Raw genomic sequence first — 18,359 nt, 5'->3', positions numbered from 1 at the left:
CGCCGAGAGGGAAGGACGGTTACCCTTGGCCAAGAGCGTTCCTGGATGAGTGAAGTGATGACGGAGAGCAACGAGCTGCCCGAGGCGCCCCCGGTGGCCCGGGAGATTTTCACCGGCGAGGCGTTGGAGCGGGCTCGGGTGTTCGCCGAGTTGCTCGCCGGGCCGGGCGTGGTGCGGGGACTGCTGGGGCCGCGCGAGGTGCCCCGCATCTGGGACCGGCACCTGCTGAACTGTGCGGTCGTGGAGGAGGCGGTCCCGCCGGACTCGACGCTGATCGACATCGGCTCGGGCGCCGGCCTGCCCGGCCTTGTGCTCGCGATCGTCCGGCCCGACGTGACGGTGACGCTGCTGGAGCCGCTGCTGCGTCGCACCGTGTTCCTGTCGGAGTGCGTCGAGGCGCTCAAGCTCGACAACGTGGAGGTGCTGCGCGGGCGGGCCGAGGAGCTCGCCGGCAAGCGCGTCTTCGACGTGGCGACGGCGCGGGCGGTCGCGCCGCTCGACCGTCTGCTGTCGTGGTCGATGCCGCTGCTACACGAGGGCGGGGAGTTGCTCGCGATGAAGGGGGAGCGGGCACAGGAGGAGCTGGACGCCGCCCGCCCCCGGTTGGATTCGTTCGGCGTGAGGCACGTCGAGTTGGCCACAGTGGGGCGCGGTAGGGTCGAGCCGCCCGCGACCCTCGTTCGCGTCGTCGCCGGACGATCTCCGCGAACGGAAACGCGGAGGCGACGAAAGAGGTGAGCCGGTGGCGGACGCCGGATCAGGCGGTGTGACAGCGGGCCTGGGTTGGCCGGAGACTCGGCTCCCCCTACGCTGGGAGATCGCGACAGCAGGCCGGTCCTCCGGGGTGGGCTGGCCTCGTCCCCCTGTCTCGCCGGTCGAAAGGACGACGACCGTGTCCCAGACCCCCCTTAACCCTGGCGATTCGCCGCTGGTACGAGAGGCACTGAGTTCTGTGGTTTCACGTGAAACAGCCGCCACGCCCCCGCAGGCGGCTGCGCCTTCCGTCGGTTACTCGACGCGCGACGAGGGGTCCTGGCCCCGGCCTTCCCGGTGTCGCGTGATGACGGTGGCCAACCAGAAGGGCGGCGTGGGGAAGACCACTACGGCGGTCAACCTCGCGGCAGCGCTGTCCATGCACGATCAGCGCGTTCTCGTGGTCGACCTCGACCCGCAGGGCAACGCGTCTACGGCGTTGGCGACCGAACACCGGTCCGGGATGCCGTCGGTGTACCAGGTGCTCGTGGACGACATGCAGCTGTCGCAGATCGTGAAGCCGGTCCCCGACATGCCCAACCTGTTCTGCGCTCCGGCGACGCTCGACCTTGCGGGCGCGGAGATCGAGCTGGTTCCGATGGTCGGCCGGGAGACCCGTCTGCGGCGGGCGCTCGCCTCGTTCGACTCGATGGAGTTCGACTACATCCTCATCGACTGCCCGCCGTCGCTGGGCCTGCTGACCGTGAACGCCATGGCGGCGGCGCAGGAGGTGCTGATCCCCATCCAGTGCGAGTACTACGCCCTGGAAGGGCTCACACAGCTCCTGCAGAACGTGGAGCTGGTGCGCGCCCACCTCAACCAGACGCTGTCGGTCTCCACCATCCTGCTCACGATGTACGACGGGCGCACCCGGCTCGCCTCTCAGGTGGCCGAGGAGGTGCGCTCCCACTTCGGAGACACCGTGCTCGACGCCGTCATCCCCAGGAGCGTCCGCGTCTCCGAGGCCCCCAGCTACGGCCAGTCGGTCATGACGTACGACCCGGGTTCGAGCGGGGCACTGGCCTACATGGGCGCCGCTCGCGAGATCGCCTACCGTGCGGCGGCCCTCACCGGCGCTTGACAGAGCCCGCACAGACGGCAGGAGAGACGGCGGCGTGTGGACGAGCACGCGCCGGCGAAGCGTTCCCGGCCCCGGCGCAGCCAACGCGCCGGGGCAACCCCGGAGAGACAGCACCGACGCGAGGCGCCACAACGGCACCCGCTGCTGTGCCGTGACGCCCTGGGCGGCCACAGCCGCCGCATGTGCCGGTTGTGACAGGCAAGGGTTCAGGCATCTGATGGCATCGGGACGTTCACGGATTCGAGCGCCACAGACTTAGGGACGCTGCTCTGGCGGGGGACGTCGGTTTGGCCCAGCCCGCCGACGACGGCTTACAGAGCCGGCGGTCGACCGGCTTCTCCGGATGTCGGTGTCTAGGACCTCACTGCGCTGGAAGCAACCTCCGCTCCTCGCGAAGCCTGCTCCACCCGCGCGAATTCCTCGCGAAACCCGCTCCGCTCCACCCAGAAATTGCTCGCAGGCCCGGAGCTTGCCTGGGGTCAGGTCTGGGCCTGCGCTGCGGTCCTCGACCTCTTCCGCTCCGCTCCTTACGTACGACCCCACACGCTGCTGTTCGGCGGTGGGCTGTCCACAGCTGGGACGCGCGTCGACTCATGGCGGGGCTTCGCAGCGGTACTCTCTCCTGGTGTGTGCGTGCCGGTGCCCAGTGACCGCGAGTCGCTGGGCATTGGCTTCTGTGCGGGTGCGGGCGTGAAGGAGCAGCGGGGAGCCAGCAGCGTCGGGGACTGGGCAAGGGTCTTGGGGCACTGATCCCCACGGGACCGATCGTCGATCCGGCGTCCACGGCGAGCGCTCCGCCTCTCGGTCTCCAGCCGACCGCGCCGGGCACGCCGGCGACGGGCCTGCGTCCGGTGGAGGGCGCCTACTTCCAGGAGATCGAGGTCGACTCCATCTCCCCGAACCCACGGCAGCCGCGAGAGGTGTTCGACGAGGACCGGCTCGACGAGCTCGCGGCGTCCATCAAGGAGGTCGGCCTGCTGCAGCCGGTCGTCGTCCGCGCCGTGGAGGACGGCCGTTTCGAGCTCATCATGGGGGAGCGGCGGTGGCGCGCCTCGCAGATCGCCGGGCTCGACCGCATCCCCGCGATCGTCCGGAGCACCCAGGACGACGAAATGCTCCGCGAGGCGCTGATCGAGAACCTCCAGCGGGAGCAGTTGAACGCCCTGGAGGAGGCGGCGGCCTATCAGCAGCTTCTGGACGACTTCGGAGCCACTCACGAGGTGCTGGCCAAGAAGGTCGGACGGTCGCGCTCGCACATCAGCAACACCCTGCGACTGCTGAACCTTCCTCCCGAGGTGCAGCGCCGGCTGGCGGCCGGGATCATCAGTGCCGGGCACGCGCGGGCGCTGCTGGCGTTGAACGACCCCGCCGCCCAGGAGCACCTGGCGACCCGGATCGTGGCCGAGGGGCTGTCGGTCAGGACCGTCGAGGAGATCGTTGCTCTGGGCGAGGCGACCGCGGGGCCGGCTCCACGCAAGCCCCGGGCGAAGAAGCCGACCGCCCCGGCACTGCGCGATCTGGCGGATCGCCTCTCGGACCACTTCGAGACGAAGGTGAAGGTCGATCTCGGCAGCCGGAAGGGTCGCATCGTGGTCGAGTTCTCCACGATCGACGACCTGGAGCGCATCATCGACACGATGGCACCGGATGCCGCCCACGCGATGCGCAGCAGGGGCATCACAGCGGAGTGACCGCAGCGCCTGCGGCAGGAAGACCGCGCCCCCATGGTCCTGGGGGCGGCGAGGGCGGCATCCAGGTGGGTGCTGCCCTCGCGGCGTTTCCGGCCCAGGCGCAGGCAATGGCCGTCACTGCACACCCACCGATGCCGCCGCACCCGCCGCAGCAGCTACAGGCACCCTGCCGCAGGTTTCACGTGAAACATCGCGCCCCGGCGCCCCCGTAAATTGAGCCTGAGGTCGTGTGTCGCCCCCATTGCAGCAGGCTCGCAGCCCGTCCGCTCACCGGCCTCCTGGACAACCAGCCGTCTCCGGCGGCCATGGCCTTCCTTTGAGGTACGAACGTGGCCACGTCGCGTGCGCACACCTCGGCCGTGGCGGGAGACAGATGCGAGCTCTCGTCGCCCGCACCAATGCCTGACCATGCCCCGCTGTGCTCCTGGCAGATTGCCGACCGGGCTTCCCGGCGCTCACACGGGTTGGCCGGCCGTAGGAGGCCAACCGCATGGCTGTGCCCGTGCCCTCCGGCAGCCGGCCGCCCGTTGATCGGCGCCGGGTAATGGGATCTCCACGGGCCTCAGCGCAGGTGCCGACGGCGAGCACGGCGGTCGCCTTGGGCGTGAGGCGGTCGAGCCACTCGCTGGTGGTCATCGGCTGACCGGTGTCGGGGCTGGATCGGTCACTGCGCCGGAAGGAACCTCCGGTCCTCGCGAAGCCCGCTCCGCTGGGCCTTCGCTGCGGTCCTTGCTCCCTTCCGCTCCGCTCCCTCCACCCGGTGAACGTAGACGGCGTACTGACGTACGTCCATTCGAGCCGCCCTGGCGGGGCCGACGGGGTTGATCGGCGCCCGAGAGCGGAGTAGAGCAGAGCAATCGCCTCCTGCGGTGAGGTCTCCACGAGGTACGCCCCGGCCCGGCCGCCACGGCGCCCGGGAGCCTCTGACGACACGCCTCGGGCCGTTCGGTGTCGTCCCCCGAACCTCGCCGGACGCCCATGGTCGAGATCATCCCAAGCCACCTCGGCGGCCCTGAGAGTTCCTACGCCTGACGAGTCCTGCACCAGCGACCCGACGCCTTGTTCGAGCGCCCCAGCGCAAGAGTCAGACGCATCTCCCGGCTGCCGAGGCGGGGACGGACGGCCGCCGGTGTGCCGGGCCCGATGGGAGGGGGCGTGGGCTCGGGGAGGCAGCGTGGACCCGGGGGAGAAGGCTAGGAGGAGAGGGGCGGCCCTTCGTGTCTGCTTCCGATGGGCCGCCGCGGAAACCTACTCCGTCGTTCCTGCTGCTCGTCGCCGTGCCCAACGCTCTCGTCCTGGCCGGGTAATCGGCCTGTGGCGGCGGATGACGCGCGGCACGCTCGACCGGGACGAACTGGAGGTGCGTTGACGGCGGCGGCGACCGCCGAACCGCTCGTGTACGTGCAAGCAGATCATGCGCAACATCCACGTCGATCGGACAGCGTCGACCAGCCGACGATGCCCAGGGGGCACTGGAGCCTCGATGCCGAGCGGCAAAGGTGTCGTGACGGAGTTGCCAAGTGGTGGCGGGGTCGTAGGTGGTGTGAGTGTTGTGGCAGCCGTTCAGGGGGATGCCGTCGAGGGCGGATAGGCGCGTCAGCTTCGTCGGGGCCGCCCCTGGAGTCCGTGCGTCAACCATTGTCCGGGCTAGGGAGCGGAGCGGAAGGGATCGAGGACCGCAGCGAAGGCCCAGCGGAGCGGGCTTCGCGAGGACCGGAGGTTCCTTCCGGCGCAGTGACCGGAACCCGGCCAAGGATCACATGACTCCTTCGGCTGCCCGCCCCCATGCAGACCGATCCTGCGACCGTTTCATGACTCCAAGCCAGACCAACCCGCCCGGGCCAAAGAACCCCGCGCGCCTTACCGGCGGCGCACCCAAGACCACGAGGCACCCAGCTCGCCCCCCGGCCAGCGCCCCGTAGACTCCCGTCGCGCCGTCCTCACCGCTCCAGGGCATACCAACCTGCCCTGGCCAGGGACCGCGCGGACCCCGCCGATCACACGCCTGCGCCGCCGTCTTCACTGCCCCAGGCAGACGCCCCCAAGGCACACCAACTCCCCCTCTAGGACTTGCCTGGAGGGGGGAGTGTTTCACGTGAAACGGAGGCGGATCAGCCTCGGGCGGCGGCGAGCTCCAGGAGTCCCTTGCAGAGCGTGCCGAGATCGCGGCCAGCGGCCTCCGCCGCCATGGGCAGCAGAGAGGTCTCCGTCATGCCGGGGGCCACGTTCACTTCGAGGAAGTACGGCTTGCCGTCGGCATCGACGATGATGTCGGTGCGGGAGATGTCGCGCAGGCCGAGCGCGGTGTGGGCGGCGACCGCCATGCCGGCACACGCCTCGGTGACCTCGGGAGAGAGCCGGGCTGGTGCGAAGAACTCCGTCTGCCCAGCGGTGTAGCGGGCGGCGTAGTCGTACACGCCGCGGTCGGGCACGATCTCCACGGGCGGCAGGGCGACCGGTCCGTCGCCGAGATCCACCACGGAGACCGACACCTCCACGCCCTGGATGTACCGCTCGATGAGCGCGGTGTCGCCGTATGCGAAGCAACCGACCATCGCGGCGGGCAACTCCTCCGCTGTGCGCACCATGGAGGCGCCCAGCGCGGACCCGCCGCGCGAGGGCTTCACGAAGAGCGGCAGGCCGAGCTGGTCGATGATGCGGGCGAGCACGGCCGTGGCGCCGAGATCGTGGAACGTCTCCTTGGGCAGCGCGACCGAGTCGGGTGTGTTCAGGCCCCAGGAGCGGACGACCGCCTTCGCCGTGGGCTTGTCGAAGGCGACCCGGCAGGCGTCCGGTGTCGCACCGACGTAGGGCACGCCGAGCAGTTCCAGCACCGAGCGGATCGCGCCGTCCTCGCCGGCGCCGCCGTGCAGGGTGACGAAGACGGCGTCCGGCGGGTCCGCCAGCACGCCGGGCACGAGGGTGGCGTCGGCATCGCGGGTCTCCACGTCCACACCGGCGGCCCGCAGCACCTCGGCGACGCGGCGTCCGGAGCGGATGGAGACCTCACGCTCGTAGGAGAGCCCTCCCGCGAGGATGAGCACGTGGCCCAGGTCGCTCATCACGCCTCACCGCCCATGCGCTCCACCACGGCGCCGATCGCGGTCCGGCGGTGATTCGTCGTTTCGCCTGGCCCGAGTCGCGTCCCCCTCCACGGACGCGCGGGGGGCGATCCTTGGGTCATCGTTCGCTCGCTCACGAAGAGGGCCTTTCTCGCCTCGACAAGTCAGTACGGCCAGCCTGAACAGGCTAGTGCCCCGCCCGCGCCGCCGCGTCGTCGCGTCAGGTCTCAGACGAGGTCGCACTTGTGCCGGAGCCGCCCATGAGCGGTGCCATGGGCGGCTCCTCCGTCACGTTGGGGCAGCGGCCGTACCGTGTCTAGGCGAGATCCGGGCCGGGAGTGTCGACGCCGGAGCGCCCCGGTGTGGAGCCCGTGCCGAACGTGTCCCGAAGCCGCAGCTCCTGCTCGATCACGCCGGCCAGGCGGCGCACGCCCTCCTTGATGCGCTCGGGCTCCGGGTAGCAGAACGACAGGCGCATGTTCCGCGAGCCGCCGCCGTCGGAGTAGAAGCCGGTGCCGGGCACGAACGCGACCCGCTCGGCGACCGCGCGGGGGAGGATCGCCTTGGAGTTGAGCCCCTCGGGGAGGGTCATCCAGACGAAGAACCCGCCGGCGGGGCGGGTCCATGTGCAACCGGGCGGCATGAGCACGTCGAGCGCGCCGAGGAGCGCGTCGCGCCGCTCACGGTAAAGCTCGCGGAACGACTTGATCTGCTCCCGCCACGGCTGCGTGGCGAGGTACTGCCCGACGGCGAGCTGGGTGAAGGACGAGTGCGACAGCACCGCCGACTCCATGGCCAGCACCAGTTTGTCGCGTACGGCGTGCGGGGCGAGGGCCCAGCCGACGCGGAAGCCGGGGGCGAGGGTCTTGGAGAACGAGCCGAGGTAGACCACGCCCTCGGGGTCGTCGGCCCGCAGCGCCCGCATCGGTTCCCCGTCGAACCCGAGCAGGCCGTACGGGTTGTCCTCCACGACGAGGACACCGGCGCGGCGGCAGATCTCCAGCACCTGGCGGCGGCGCACCTCGTTGAGCGTGACGCCGGCCGGGTTCTGGAAGTTGGGGATCGTGTAGAGGAACTTGATCCGGTTGCCGGCCGCCTGGAGCGCGTAGATGGTCTGCGCGAGGGCTTCGGGGATGAGGCCCTGGTCGTCCATCGCGATGTGCACGACCTTGGCCTGGTAGGCGCTGAACGTCCCGAGCGCGCCGACGTACGAGGGTCCCTCGGCGAGCACGACGTCACCGGGGTCGATGAAGATCCGGGTGATCAGGTCGAGCGCCTGCTGCGAGCCCACCGTGACGACCACGTCGTCCGCGTTCGCCTCGATGCCCTCCATGCGCATGACCTCGCAGATCTGCTCGCGCAGGGCGGGGTCGCCCTGCCCGGAGCCGTACTGCAGGGCCACGGAGCCGCGCGAGGCGACCAGGTCGGCGACGAGCTCGCTGACGAGGTCGAGGGGGAGCGCGTTCACGTACGGCATGCCGCCGGCGAGCGAGACCACCTCGGGCCTCGACGCGACGGCGAAGAGAGCTCGGATCTCGGAGGCGACCATCCCGGCAGCGCGGGCGGCGTACCTGTCGACGTAGGCGTCAATGCGCGACCCATGAGTCGCGTTCGTCCGACCGTGATCAAGCTCTTGTGCCACGGTCCACCTCCGATCACGTAGCCGAGAAATCCAGGGTACGGTAACGCGCCACTCCGATCACAACAGGGTATTGACCATCAAGGGCCCCTTTTCTTGCATTCCCGCACCACTGGTTTCGGCCCGCCCAACCCCTTTAATGGTCGTCGGCGGCTGTTGTGGCGCACCCGCTCCCGGACCTTCCCCTGAGTTACGATGCGAGCTGGAGACGCCGTATTCGCGCGCTTTTCTGGCAGGACTCCTGACGGGGATTGGGGCATCACGTGTCGCGTCGGCTGGTCAATGTCACGCTGGACAATCTCGATGACCTGCCGCGACGGTGCCGGCGGTGCGTGTTCTGGGAGCTCGACCCGGTCAGCGGCGAGCGCGCCGCGGAGGCGGGTGATCCGGCCCTGGAGAAGGAGGCGTGGATCTCCGCGACCCTTCTCGAATGGGGAAGCTGCGGGAAGATCGCCTACGTGGACGGGGTGGCGGCCGGGTTCGTGCTCTACGCCCCGCCCTTGTACGTCCCGCGTTCGGTGGCGTTTCCGACCTCTCCGGTCAGCTCGGACGCCGTGCTGCTGATGACCGCGCACATCGTGCAGGAGTTCACCGGCGGCGGGCTGGGCCGGATGCTCGTGCAGGGCGTCGCCAAGGACCTGACCCGCCGCGGCGTACGGGCGATCGAGGCGTTCGGCGACCTGAAGTGGGAGAAGCCGGGCGGCTGTGTGCTGCCCGCGGACTATCTGCTGTCGGTCGGGTTCAAGACCGTGCGCCCGCATCTGCGCTTCCCCCGCCTGCGGCTGGAGCTCAAGACGGCCGTGTCGTGGCGTGAGGACGTCGAGGTGGCACTGGAGCGCCTGCTGGGGTCGATGTCCCCGGAGCGGGCACTGCGGCCCGTCTGAGAGGCACGCCAGGCCCCGCCCTGGCCCGGCGAGAACAGCCCTGGCCCTGGCCCACCGGTCTCGCCCGGCCCACTGGTTCCGGCCACCGGTCCCGGCTCGGAAACCCCACCGGTCCCGGCGGTCCCGCGTACGGGACCCGGAGAACGCGAGAGCCCCCCGGGCACAGGCACGCGGCACAGGCACGGGGGGCTCTTCGGATGAGGCCGGCGGCTACGGCGTCAGATGACGCCCTCGAGCTCACGAAGCAGCATGGCCTTCGGCTTGGCGCCGATGATCTGCTTGACGACCTCTCCGCCCTTGTAGACGTTCATCGTCGGAATCTGGAGCACACCGTAGTCACGCGGCGTGACCGGGTTCTCGTCGATGTTCAGCTTGACGATGGTCAGCTTGTCGGCGTTCTCGGCGGCGATCTCCTCGAGGATCGGCCCGACCTGACGGCACGGACCGCACCACTCGGCCCAGAAGTCGACCAGAACCGGCTTGTCGCTCTTGAGGACCTCGGCCTCGAAGCTCGCGTCCGTCACGCTCTTGATCGCGCCCACGGTATCTCTCCCCTTGCATGAGTGGTGTGGCGGTGCAGACAACCGCGGGGACAGTCCCCGCATTCCCGATGTCGGAATTCAGGCGTTCAGCGTCAGCCAGCGCTCGGCGTCCAGCGCCGCCGCACATCCGGTCCCGGCGGCCGTGATGGCCTGACGATAGGTGTGGTCGACGACGTCTCCGGCCGCGAACACCCCGTCGATGTTCGTCCGCGTCGACGGCGACTCGACCTTGATGTACCCCTGGTCGTCAAGGTCGATCTGGCCCTTGACGAGGCCGGTGCGCGGCTCGTGGCCGATCGCGATGAACAGGCCGCCCACCGGCAGCTCGGACTCCTCGCCGGTCTTGACGTTGCGCAGCCGCACACCGGAGATCCGGTCCTCGCCGAGCACGTCGACGACCTCGGTGTCCCAGATGAAGCGGATCTTCTCGTTCGCGAACGCCCGGTCCTGCATGATCTTGCTGGCGCGCAGCGAGTCGCGGCGGTGGATCACCGTCACCGACTTGCCGAACCGGGTCAGGAAGATCGCCTCCTCCATCGCCGTGTCGCCGCCGCCGACGACCACGATCTCCTGGTCGCGGAAGAAGAACCCGTCACAGGTGGCACACCACGACACGCCCCGCCCCGACAGCCGCTTCTCGTTCTCCAGCCCGAGCTCGCGGTAGCCCGACCCGGTGGCCAGGATCACGGACTTGGCGTAGAAGGTGTCGGTGTGGGTCTTGACGACCTTGGGGTTCGCGGTGAGGTCCACCTCGACCACGTCGTCGGCCACCAGCTCGGCGCCGAAGCGCTCGGCCTGCTTGCGGAAGTTGTCCATGAGGTCCGGGCCCATGATGCCGTCGGGGAACCCGGGGAAGTTCTCCACCTCGGTGGTGTTCATCAACGCGCCGCCGGCGGTGACCGACCCCTCGAAGACGAGAGGCTTGAGGTCCGCGCGCGCGGTGTAGACGGCCGCCGTGTAGCCGGCCGGACCCGACCCGATGATGATCACGTTACGAACGTCGCTCAACGGACCCGCCTTCTTCGCTCCCGGTGGATATGCAGTGCCGTCAACAGATCCTAGGCCCCGGTCATTCCCCGGGGGATCCCCGATACGGCGAAGCCCCCCGGAGGTCGCGGGGGGCTTCGTCACTGCCGATGGTACGGCTCGCGCCGCGCGGTCACTTCCAGGAGGCCAGAACCTCGGGGCGCAGCTTGTGGCACTGCGAGTCCACGACGACCACGCGTACGGCGTTGCTGCTCTTGTCCTCCCAGAACGCCATCACGGTGGCCTCGTTGCCGTTGTAGAGGGCCTTGTCGACGCCGATCGGCGTGCGGTCGAGCTCGGTCGAGAACCGCTTGACGCAGGTGTCGAGGTCCTCGTCGTCGTTGGTGCCCGAGCCGGGCGCCACGCCGAAGTACCCGAGCAGCGGCCCGCGCAGCTCCCGGCTGGTGTAGTTGTGGCCGCTGGCGTACGTCGAGTAGGTCAGCGCCTCGACCTTGTCCGGGCTCTTGCCGGGCTCGCCCTGGCTCACCCCCTGCCGGGACGGCGAGTCGCCGAACGAGAGCAGGCCGGTGGCGAGACCGCCGCTCCCGATCACGACGGCCGCCGCAGCGGCGACCGCGGCCGGCAACGCCCACGAGCGCCGCCTGGACGCCTTGCGGCCCGCCGTACGCGGTCCCGAACGGCGCTTGGCCGGCACGATCGTCCCGTCGTCGGCGACGACACCCAGCGGAACCACCGGCGCGGTCCCGCGCTCCGGCTCCGGCTGCGTCTCCGCGGCGATTTCCGAGGCGGCGATTTCCGAGGTGGTTTCCGCCGAAGCGGCGACCTGAGGCTCGACCGTCTCCCACGGAACGTCGTCCCATGGGGCGTTGTCCCACGGGGCCGGCTCCTGTGGAGCGCTGTCCCATGGGGCGTCCCGCAGGACGCGGTCCCAGTCCGGAGCCTCGGCGGCAAGCGCCCGGTCGATACGCCTGGCGACGCCCAGAGGCATCGCCGGCACCGGCATCGCCGCCAGGACCTCCCGGACCGCGGCCAGGTCGGCAAGGCTCTCCCCGCAGGGGTCGCAGACCGCGAGATGCTCGCGGACCCGCCGGGCCGTCGTGTCGTCGAGGAGACCCTCCGCCAGTTCGGCGAGAACCTCCAGGTCGTAGTGCGTGTCACCCGTCACGAAGTTCTGCTCCCTTCCCGGATGAGACGCGAGTGAGGTCGGATCGGTTCCGTAGATGCGAAAGAATCGGGGCGAGTTTGGCGCGCCCCCTTGCGCAGCGGCTCTTCACGGTCCCCGGCGGGACGCCCAGCACCGTCGCCGCGTCGTCCACCGCGTACCCCATCATGTCGACCAGCACGAGGGCCGCCCTCTGGTCGGGCGGCAGCAGCTTGAGCGCCGCCGTGACCTCCAGGGAGACCTCGCGCTCGCCGGCCTGGTCGGTCGCCGGGGCCTCGCGCTCCGCGGCCTCGATGAGCTCGTCGTCGGCGACCGGGCGCACCGACTTGCGGCGCATGCGGTCGAGGCAGGCGTTGACCACGATGCGGTGGAGCCACGTCGTGACCGCCGCCTCGCCGCGGAAGCTGTCCGCCTTCCGGTACGCCGAGACGAACGCGTCCTGAACCGCGTCGGCGGCCTCGTCGGGATCGCCGAGCGTGCGCAGGGCGACCGCCCACATCCGGTCGCGATGCCGCTTGACGATCTCGCTGAACGCGTGAGGGTCGCCGCCGAGGTGGCGGGCCAGCAGATCGGCATCGGACATCGCGCGTCGCGCGTGCTCAGCCGTCGGGGGATTGTCTGGTGGGGAATTCACAAGTCCCTGCTATGCCGATCCTGGGGAATGCACCGTTACGTCGTAGATAGTGCCACGATACTGCCCGTTGTAGGCGGGAAGCCGGGTGAACCAGATCAAAACGTACTGGCCCGTCGTGGCCTTTTCCGGGGTGAGCGTCACCGAACCCGATGCGCCCTTCTTCTCCGCCACGGTCTTCAAAGAAGACAGATCCGCCGCGTCGCCCACCTTGAGCTGCACGGTCGATCCGCCGGCGTTGCCCAGGGAGACGACGACGTCGGCGATGGGGATCGGCTTGCCCATGTCGAGGATGAGCCCGACGCCGTCCTTGAGGCGCCCCAGGTCGGCGGTGCTGTAGCTGTCGGTGTGCCAGTCGGTGGACGGCTTGCCGTCGATGGCCAGCGGGGCGAGCTCCGGCTTCTCGGCGCGGTCGGTGCCGAGGGGGTCGAACCCCGCCGCGCTCACCGGCTTGACGGCGACCGGCTTCCGCGAGGGGGACGGCGACTGCGCGCTGTCCGACTGGGCCACCCCGCGCGGGGTGTTGCCGAGGTTCTTGCCCACGGTCCAGGCGCCCACGCCGACGGCCGCCATCACGAGCAGGACGATGACGGTCAGCAGGATCTTGCTCGCGGCGCCGGTCTGCGGGCGCGGCGGCGGTGGCGGAGGGACCATCGACATCTGGTGTGCCAGATGGGACGGCACGCGGGGCGGCATGGTGGACATGCCCAGCCCGTCCGGCGCCTCGCTGCGCAGGTTCAACGCGGGCGGCGCGGTGGTGACCGGCGCAGGCGCGGGGCGGGGCACCTCGGCGAGCGCCTCGGCCACGTCGGCCGGGGTGGCCAGCGGCGGCTGCCCGCGTCGCGGCTCCTGCAGCAGCGCGCGGCAGGTGATGGCGTCGAGGTAGCCGGGGACGCCGGCGGTGACCTGCCGGGGCGTGCAGATCTTGCCGTCGTCCAGGGGCGCGGGGGGCAGCCCGCAGTCGGAGTCGCCGGGCCAGTGGCCGGTCAGCGCCGCGTAGAGCAGGCGGCCCAGCCCTTCGGCGTCCTCCTTGGCGGGGTCCTCGCTGCTCAGGTCGAGGATCGCGGCGTCGACGGCGAGACCGAGGAGCTTGACCGTGCCGCCGCTCGTCCAGACCAGGCGGCTGGGGGTCAGGTGCAGGTGGGTGAGCCCCGCCGCGTGCGCGTGCGCCAGGGCCTCGGCGGCCTCGGCGACCAGGGCCGCGCCCCGCTCGGGCTCGACGGGCCCGCTCTCCAGCAGGTCGAGCAGCGACTCTCCGCTGACCCACTCGCTCACGACGTACGCGGTGCCGTCCTCGTCGGCCGCGTCGAAGACCTGGGTGAGGCGGGGGTCGGTGAGGCGGCTCGCCAGGCGGGCGGCGGTGACGACTTCCTCGACTCGGGAAAAATCGGGTGCGAACGTGTGGACCGCGACCGGGCGGGCGAGGATCTCGTCCAGCGCCTTCCACAGGGTCGCGCCGCCGGATTCGTGGACCCTGTCCTCCAGGCGGAACCGATCCGCCAGCTTGGTCCCCGGTTCGACCGTGGACATGCTCATGCGGCCGCCCCGCTCCGCGGCTCATCGGCATGCACCAGCCGATGCCGGGTGGTTCCGCCCACGCCTTCCCGCTTCCGCTCGCCGGTCCGAAACACCAGATCGCGCCCCTAAAACCTCCTGCCTGCCGTGGTCGCCGAGCGGAGCACCGCCGGGTCGGCGAGACCCCGGAGACGAGCATCCGCGAGCCGGAACAGGCCCGTACGGCCGTCGCCGCCGGTCCTCCTCCACCCTCGCGGTCACCCGCCCGGCCGAATCCATCGGTAGGGCAAGTTCTGCGGGACGTTCTCTGAGTGTGTCTCAACACTCCCTGGCGCACCATGCTAGTGCCGTGCCGCTTGTGCCCGCCTTCCCGATCGAAGACGTCCGAATCGGACTTTCGCGTTACCTTCCAGTCGCCGGTCGTTCTTGAGGACTCTTACCGTCCTACCCGGCTTGCGACAAGTCCAATGATGGAGCGGACCTCGGGAACCCGCAGCCGGTGCGCGGCGAACATGTACAGCAGCAGCCCGGCGCCGCCGCCCACCACGAGCACCACCGCCGCACTGATGGGACTGATCGAGGTGATCTCCCTGGCCAGCCAGAGGACCGCCAGCGCCAGCGCGGCGGCCGGGATCGCCGCCGCGTACATCCTGCCCAGGCCGGCGACGATCTCCCGGCCGCCCAGCCCGCCGATCTTCCGGCTCGCCAGCACCCACGCGACGCCGCAGAGGACGACGTACGTGATCAGGTAGGCGAACGCCAGGCCGATGACGATGTACCGGTCGGGGAGCGTGAAGTAGGCGACGAGGCTGAGCGAGGCGTTGACGACCACGTTCACCCCGGCCATGATCGCCGGGGTGCGGGTGTCGCCGAAGCTGTAGAAGACCCGCAGCAGGAGCTGGAAGATCGAGAACGGCACGAGCGCGACGCCGAACACCTGCAGCACGTGACCGATGTAGATCGCGTTGCCCGTCGTCATGTTGCCCCACGAGAAGATCAGCGTGGTGACCGCCGGGCCGAGCACCATCAGCAGCAGACCCGACGGGACGATGACGGAGGAGACCAGCCGCACCCCGGAGGAGAACTCCCCGCGGGCCGTGGCGAGGTCGCCGTCGGCCACGAGCCTGCTCATCCTGGGCAGCATCGCCGTGATCACCGACACCGCGATGATCCCGTACGGAAGCTGGAAGAGCTGGAACGCGTACGACCACGCGCTGTTGCCGGCGCCCGGGGCACGGTCGCCCGCGCCGGTGGCGAGCTTGGTGGTGACCCAGAACCCGATCTGGTTGATGCCGACGAAGGCGAACGTCCACACGGCGGCCCTGGCCGCCTCGCCGAGACCGGTGTTGCGCACCCCGAACCGGGGGCGGAACCGGAACCCGACCCGGTGCAGCGCGACGATCAGCACCAGCGCCTGGGCGAGGATGCCCGCGGTGGTGCCGAGGCCGAGCAACATGAGGTCGCGGTCGCTCACCTTCTCGATGTCGGACGTGCCGATGACGTAGTAGGCGGCGAGGACCCCCATTACCACGATGTTGTTGAGCACCGGCGCCCACATCGGGGCGGCGAACCGGTCCCGGGTGTTCAGGATCGCCCCGGCCAGCGAGCCGATCCCGAAGAACGCGATCTGCGGGAGCAGATATCGGGCCAGCGTGGTGGCGACCGCGACCTTGTCCTCCGACCAGTTCGAGGCGGTGTAGAGCTCCATGATCGGCCGGGCCAGCAGCACGCCGATCACCGCGACGGCGGTCAGCACCACCACGCCCAGCGTCATCAGCCGCTGCTCGAACGCCTGGCCCCCGTCGGGGTCCCGCTTCTGCGCCCGCACGATCACCGGAACGACCACGGCGCTGAGCACGCCCTGGAGCAGCAGGTCGAGCAGGATGTAGGGGATCTGGTAGGCCGCGTTGTACGCGTCGCCGAGCGCGAGGGTGCCGATGGCCGCGGCGAGCATCGCCGTACGGACGAAGCCGGTGAGCCGCGAGACCATCGTCCCGGCCGCCATGATCGCGCTGGCCCGCAGCATCCTGCTCATGGTTGTCCTTCGGTTCGCGGCGGCCTGACTTGGGGTGGCCGCCTTCCTCCAGTGGTCCCGGGAAGGCGACCCAAGACTACGGCGACTGGGTGCGCTCGGCCGGGACGGCTCCCTGCCGGTCGCCGGGCGGGCCGTCCTCGCCGCCGGAGGCGTCGAACGGGAACGCCTTGCGCGACCTGCGGCGCAGGATGCGCATCACCACGGCGGCCAGCATGATGACCACGGCCGCCCCCACGATGACGAGGGCGATGCCGGTGTAGCCGGTCGCGCGCACCACGACCCGCACGGCGCTGCCGTACTTCTCGTCGCCGTCGGTCAGCAGCTGCACCGAGATGCTCGCGTCGCCGCCCTCGTCGCGCACGATCACCGGCACGTTCACGAGCTGGCTGCGCCCCGCGAGGATCGTGGTCGTGGGGGTCATGTAGACCCCTCCGGGGGCGTCGATAGCGAGCCGCGACTTGCTGGCCGAGGTGACCCGGATCTTGATCTGGATGTCCTTGTCCAGGTTGTTGGCCACGCTGACCGGGACCTGGCCGTTGCTGCCCGCGACCGCGCGCGGGGTGTCGAGCACCGACACGTCGTCGATGCGCGCGTCGATGGCCTTCTGCACCTGCCCGGCGAAGGTCATCGCGCGCTTGCCGTCGCCCCGCCAGGAGGCCGACGACAGCCGGAGTATGGCCGTGTGGAAGACGTCCGTGTGCTGCTCGGTGACGGTGGCCACGGCGTCGGCCTTGCGCTCCAGCTTGCGTACGGTCGCGAGGTAGGTGCGGCTCAGCTCGGCCTGGCGGTCGCGCTCGGTGTACGTCAGGTCGGCGCGCGGCACCTGGACCCGGCCGGGCTTGATCGAGTCGAGCGGGGTCATGCGCAGCCAGGGGGCGCCGGAGGCGGCCTGCAGGAGGCTGGAGACGTACGCCGGGTCGGGCGTCCACAGATGCGACTGCGGGGCCGCGATCACCGTGCGCGTGGCCGCCTTCGCCGTGCTGTTCTGCACGGTGCCGCTCTGGCCTGTGCCGCTCTGTCCCGTGCCGCCGGTCTGGCCGGGAAGGGCTACCGGCTGCTCGAAGGCGATCATCGCGGTCTCGGCGAGGAACCGCTGCCGCGCGAGCATCGCGGCGCCGGGAGCCGACACGTTCCCGCCGAGGAGCTCGCTGAGCGTGGGGTCGGCCAGCAGCGCGGTGAGCGGGTTCTCGGCGACGGTTTCGAGCGTGGCGGCGCCGTCGGGCGTGGTCTGCTGCGCGGGCGGGGGGACGGGCTGTCCGGTCTGCGTCGCGCCCTGGCCCTCGGGCCGCGGCGGCAGCGCGTCGCCCGACAGCAGCACGGACGTCACGCCCGACATGGCCAGCTCGTCCACCGCGTCGCGGTCGATCTTGCCGCCGGCCGGCCACGTGGTGGTGCTGGGGATCTCCCGGCCGAGCAGTTCGCTCGCGAGCGCCGCCCCGCGCTGGACGGACGCCGCGGCCTGCTTGTCGAGGCCGTGGTGGACCAGCGCGGTCATGTCCGGATCGGCGTACGGCGTGGAGATGACGGTCTTGTCCGTCAGCGCGCTGCGCAGGCCGTTCAGCCACTGGCCCGCGGCCTGGTCGGCGTCCTTGCGGGTGCCGCGCACATTCCGGGGGCCGGAGGACAGGACGCGGACGTCGTCGAGCAGCGCGGGGTCCACGAACCAGGTCACCGCGTCGCCGGTGTCCTGCGCCGTCTGGAGCAGCGCCGCCAGGCGGCCGGACGCGAGCGAGGCCGGCAGGTCGTCGTCCATGAACGTCGTGTCGTCGGCGCGGTGGGGCCGGTCGACGATCGGCAGGGCGACGGCCAGCTTGATCTTGGGGATCTGCTCGCCCTTGGGGGCGTACGTCAGGAAGGTCCGCTCGATCCCGAGCCGCTGCCCGGTGCCCGCGTCGGTCAGCTCGATCTCGAAGGGATAGACGCCGGGCCTGGGCATGCCCAGCTCCGCGGGGGTCACGGTGAACCGGAAGGGAAGCTTTCCCGACTGGTCGAGCGCCGTGGCCTGGATCCTGGTGCTCCAGTTGGTGGTGCCGTATCCCTGCTCCGACAGGTACGCCGCCATCTCGGCCCGGGAGGCGAACGGCCTGCCCCGGGAGTAGCGGACGGCGACCCGGACGAACGATCCCGGCGTGCCGGAGACGGTCCCCGCGACCGTGATGGGGTCGGTGGCGACGCGCACGACCTCCGGCGTGATCTCGCTGACCACGAGCGGATCGGCCGGTGCCACGGCCACGACACGACCCGGAGGTGGTGCCGCGACAGCCGTACCGGCCATGCCCGCGGGGAAGGCGAGCAGGGCGGTCAGCGATGTCAGCAGCGCGGCCTTACGGATCATGTGCCGGCCGGCGGTGAGGTACGGCGCACGCCCAGAATGCTA

At 70.6% G+C, this 18,359-nt stretch carries 13 protein-coding genes; 4 read left to right on the top strand and 9 right to left on the bottom strand.

What is annotated here, in order from left to right; genetic code table 11:
* The first annotated feature begins 57 nt into the window (after positions 1-57).
* The 3 genes from rsmG to FLV34_RS19780 all read left to right on the top strand — a co-directional run bounded on the left by rsmG (position 58) and on the right by FLV34_RS19780 (position 3,525).
* Positions 58-738, top strand: a complete 681-nt coding sequence (gene rsmG, locus FLV34_RS19790) for a 16S rRNA (guanine(527)-N(7))-methyltransferase RsmG (protein WP_142649635.1) — start codon at positions 58-60, stop codon at positions 736-738.
* Positions 739-1,060: 322 nt separating this feature from the next.
* Complete coding sequence (locus FLV34_RS19785) at positions 1,061-1,834, top strand: ParA family protein (protein WP_142649611.1); 774 nt, start codon at positions 1,061-1,063, stop codon at positions 1,832-1,834.
* A gap of 674 nt (positions 1,835-2,508) precedes the next feature.
* Complete coding sequence (locus tag FLV34_RS19780; protein ID WP_147943757.1) at positions 2,509-3,525, top strand: ParB/RepB/Spo0J family partition protein; 1,017 nt, start codon at positions 2,509-2,511, stop codon at positions 3,523-3,525.
* A gap of 2,111 nt (positions 3,526-5,636) precedes the next feature.
* On the opposite strand, the gene FLV34_RS19770 is transcribed toward FLV34_RS19780, so the two are convergent.
* Both FLV34_RS19770 and FLV34_RS19765 read right to left on the bottom strand, forming a co-directional pair.
* Positions 5,637-6,587 carry a D-alanine--D-alanine ligase gene (locus FLV34_RS19770; protein WP_142649608.1) on the bottom strand — a complete coding sequence of 317 codons (951 nt, stop codon included), beginning with the start codon at positions 6,585-6,587 and terminating at the stop codon, positions 5,637-5,639.
* Between the two features lie 316 nt (positions 6,588-6,903).
* Positions 6,904-8,136 carry a PLP-dependent aminotransferase family protein gene (locus FLV34_RS19765; protein ID WP_142649634.1) on the bottom strand — a complete coding sequence of 411 codons (1,233 nt, stop codon included), beginning with the start codon at positions 8,134-8,136 and terminating at the stop codon, positions 6,904-6,906.
* A gap of 353 nt (positions 8,137-8,489) precedes the next feature.
* On the opposite strand from FLV34_RS19765, the gene FLV34_RS19760 reads away from it, so the two are divergent.
* Positions 8,490-9,110, top strand: coding sequence for a GNAT family N-acetyltransferase (locus FLV34_RS19760; protein ID WP_142649606.1), 621 nt, complete (start codon positions 8,490-8,492; stop codon positions 9,108-9,110).
* 218 nt (positions 9,111-9,328) lie between these two features.
* Here the strand turns inward: FLV34_RS19760 and trxA are convergent, their stop codons facing one another.
* The 7 genes from trxA to FLV34_RS19725 form a co-directional block, all read right to left on the bottom strand.
* A complete protein-coding gene (gene trxA, locus FLV34_RS19755) occupies positions 9,329-9,652 on the bottom strand; it encodes a thioredoxin (protein ID WP_142649605.1) in 324 nt (107 codons plus the stop codon).
* 78 nt (positions 9,653-9,730) lie between these two features.
* A complete protein-coding gene (gene trxB, locus FLV34_RS19750) occupies positions 9,731-10,660 on the bottom strand; it encodes a thioredoxin-disulfide reductase (RefSeq protein ID WP_142649603.1) in 930 nt (309 codons plus the stop codon).
* Between the two features lie 151 nt (positions 10,661-10,811).
* Positions 10,812-11,804 carry an anti-sigma factor gene (locus FLV34_RS19745; protein WP_147943755.1) on the bottom strand — a complete coding sequence of 331 codons (993 nt, stop codon included), beginning with the start codon at positions 11,802-11,804 and terminating at the stop codon, positions 10,812-10,814.
* Positions 11,794-12,384 carry an RNA polymerase sigma factor SigM gene (gene sigM / locus FLV34_RS19740; protein WP_142649599.1) on the bottom strand — a complete coding sequence of 197 codons (591 nt, stop codon included), beginning with the start codon at positions 12,382-12,384 and terminating at the stop codon, positions 11,794-11,796. The genes FLV34_RS19745 and sigM overlap by 11 nt, the downstream gene beginning before the upstream one ends.
* Positions 12,385-12,444: 60 nt before the next feature.
* Positions 12,445-13,968, bottom strand: coding sequence for a protein kinase family protein (locus tag FLV34_RS19735; protein ID WP_142649597.1), 1,524 nt, complete (start codon positions 13,966-13,968; stop codon positions 12,445-12,447).
* A 415-nt stretch (positions 13,969-14,383) separates the two neighbouring features.
* The gene (gene murJ, locus FLV34_RS19730) at positions 14,384-15,982 is read right to left on the bottom strand and encodes a murein biosynthesis integral membrane protein MurJ (protein WP_142649595.1); all 1,599 of its coding nucleotides are present in this window, start codon (positions 15,980-15,982) and stop codon (positions 14,384-14,386) included.
* Between the two features lie 76 nt (positions 15,983-16,058).
* Positions 16,059-18,317, bottom strand: coding sequence for a hypothetical protein (locus FLV34_RS19725; RefSeq protein ID WP_147943754.1), 2,259 nt, complete (start codon positions 18,315-18,317; stop codon positions 16,059-16,061).
* Positions 18,318-18,359: the final 42 nt, after the last annotated feature.

Origin of the sequence: Microbispora sp. CSR-4 (assembly GCF_008033685.1) — a bacterium.
GTDB lineage: Bacteria > Actinomycetota > Actinomycetes > Streptosporangiales > Streptosporangiaceae > Microbispora.
The sequence above is the reverse complement of the archived record's forward strand: the minus strand, read 5'-3'. Positions and strand labels throughout refer to the sequence as shown.

Excerpts from the sequence above, each read along its gene's own strand:
- FLV34_RS19735 (WP_142649597.1), bottom strand. The coding sequence starts at position 13,968 with ATGAGCATGTCCACGGTCGAACCGGGGACCAAGCTGGCGGATCGGTTC.
- FLV34_RS19770 (WP_142649608.1), bottom strand. The coding sequence starts at position 6,587 with ATGAGCGACCTGGGCCACGTGCTCATCCTCGCGGGAGGGCTCTCCTAC.
- murJ (WP_142649595.1), bottom strand. The coding sequence starts at position 15,982 with ATGAGCAGGATGCTGCGGGCCAGCGCGATCATGGCGGCCGGGACGATG.
- FLV34_RS19765 (WP_142649634.1), bottom strand. The coding sequence starts at position 8,136 with ATGGTCGCCTCCGAGATCCGAGCTCTCTTCGCCGTCGCGTCGAGGCCC.
- FLV34_RS19785 (WP_142649611.1), top strand. The coding sequence starts at position 1,061 with ATGACGGTGGCCAACCAGAAGGGCGGCGTGGGGAAGACCACTACGGCG.
- sigM (WP_142649599.1), bottom strand. The coding sequence starts at position 12,384 with ATGTCCGATGCCGATCTGCTGGCCCGCCACCTCGGCGGCGACCCTCAC.
- FLV34_RS19725 (WP_147943754.1), bottom strand. The coding sequence starts at position 18,317 with ATGATCCGTAAGGCCGCGCTGCTGACATCGCTGACCGCCCTGCTCGCC.
- rsmG (WP_142649635.1), top strand. The coding sequence starts at position 58 with ATGACGGAGAGCAACGAGCTGCCCGAGGCGCCCCCGGTGGCCCGGGAG.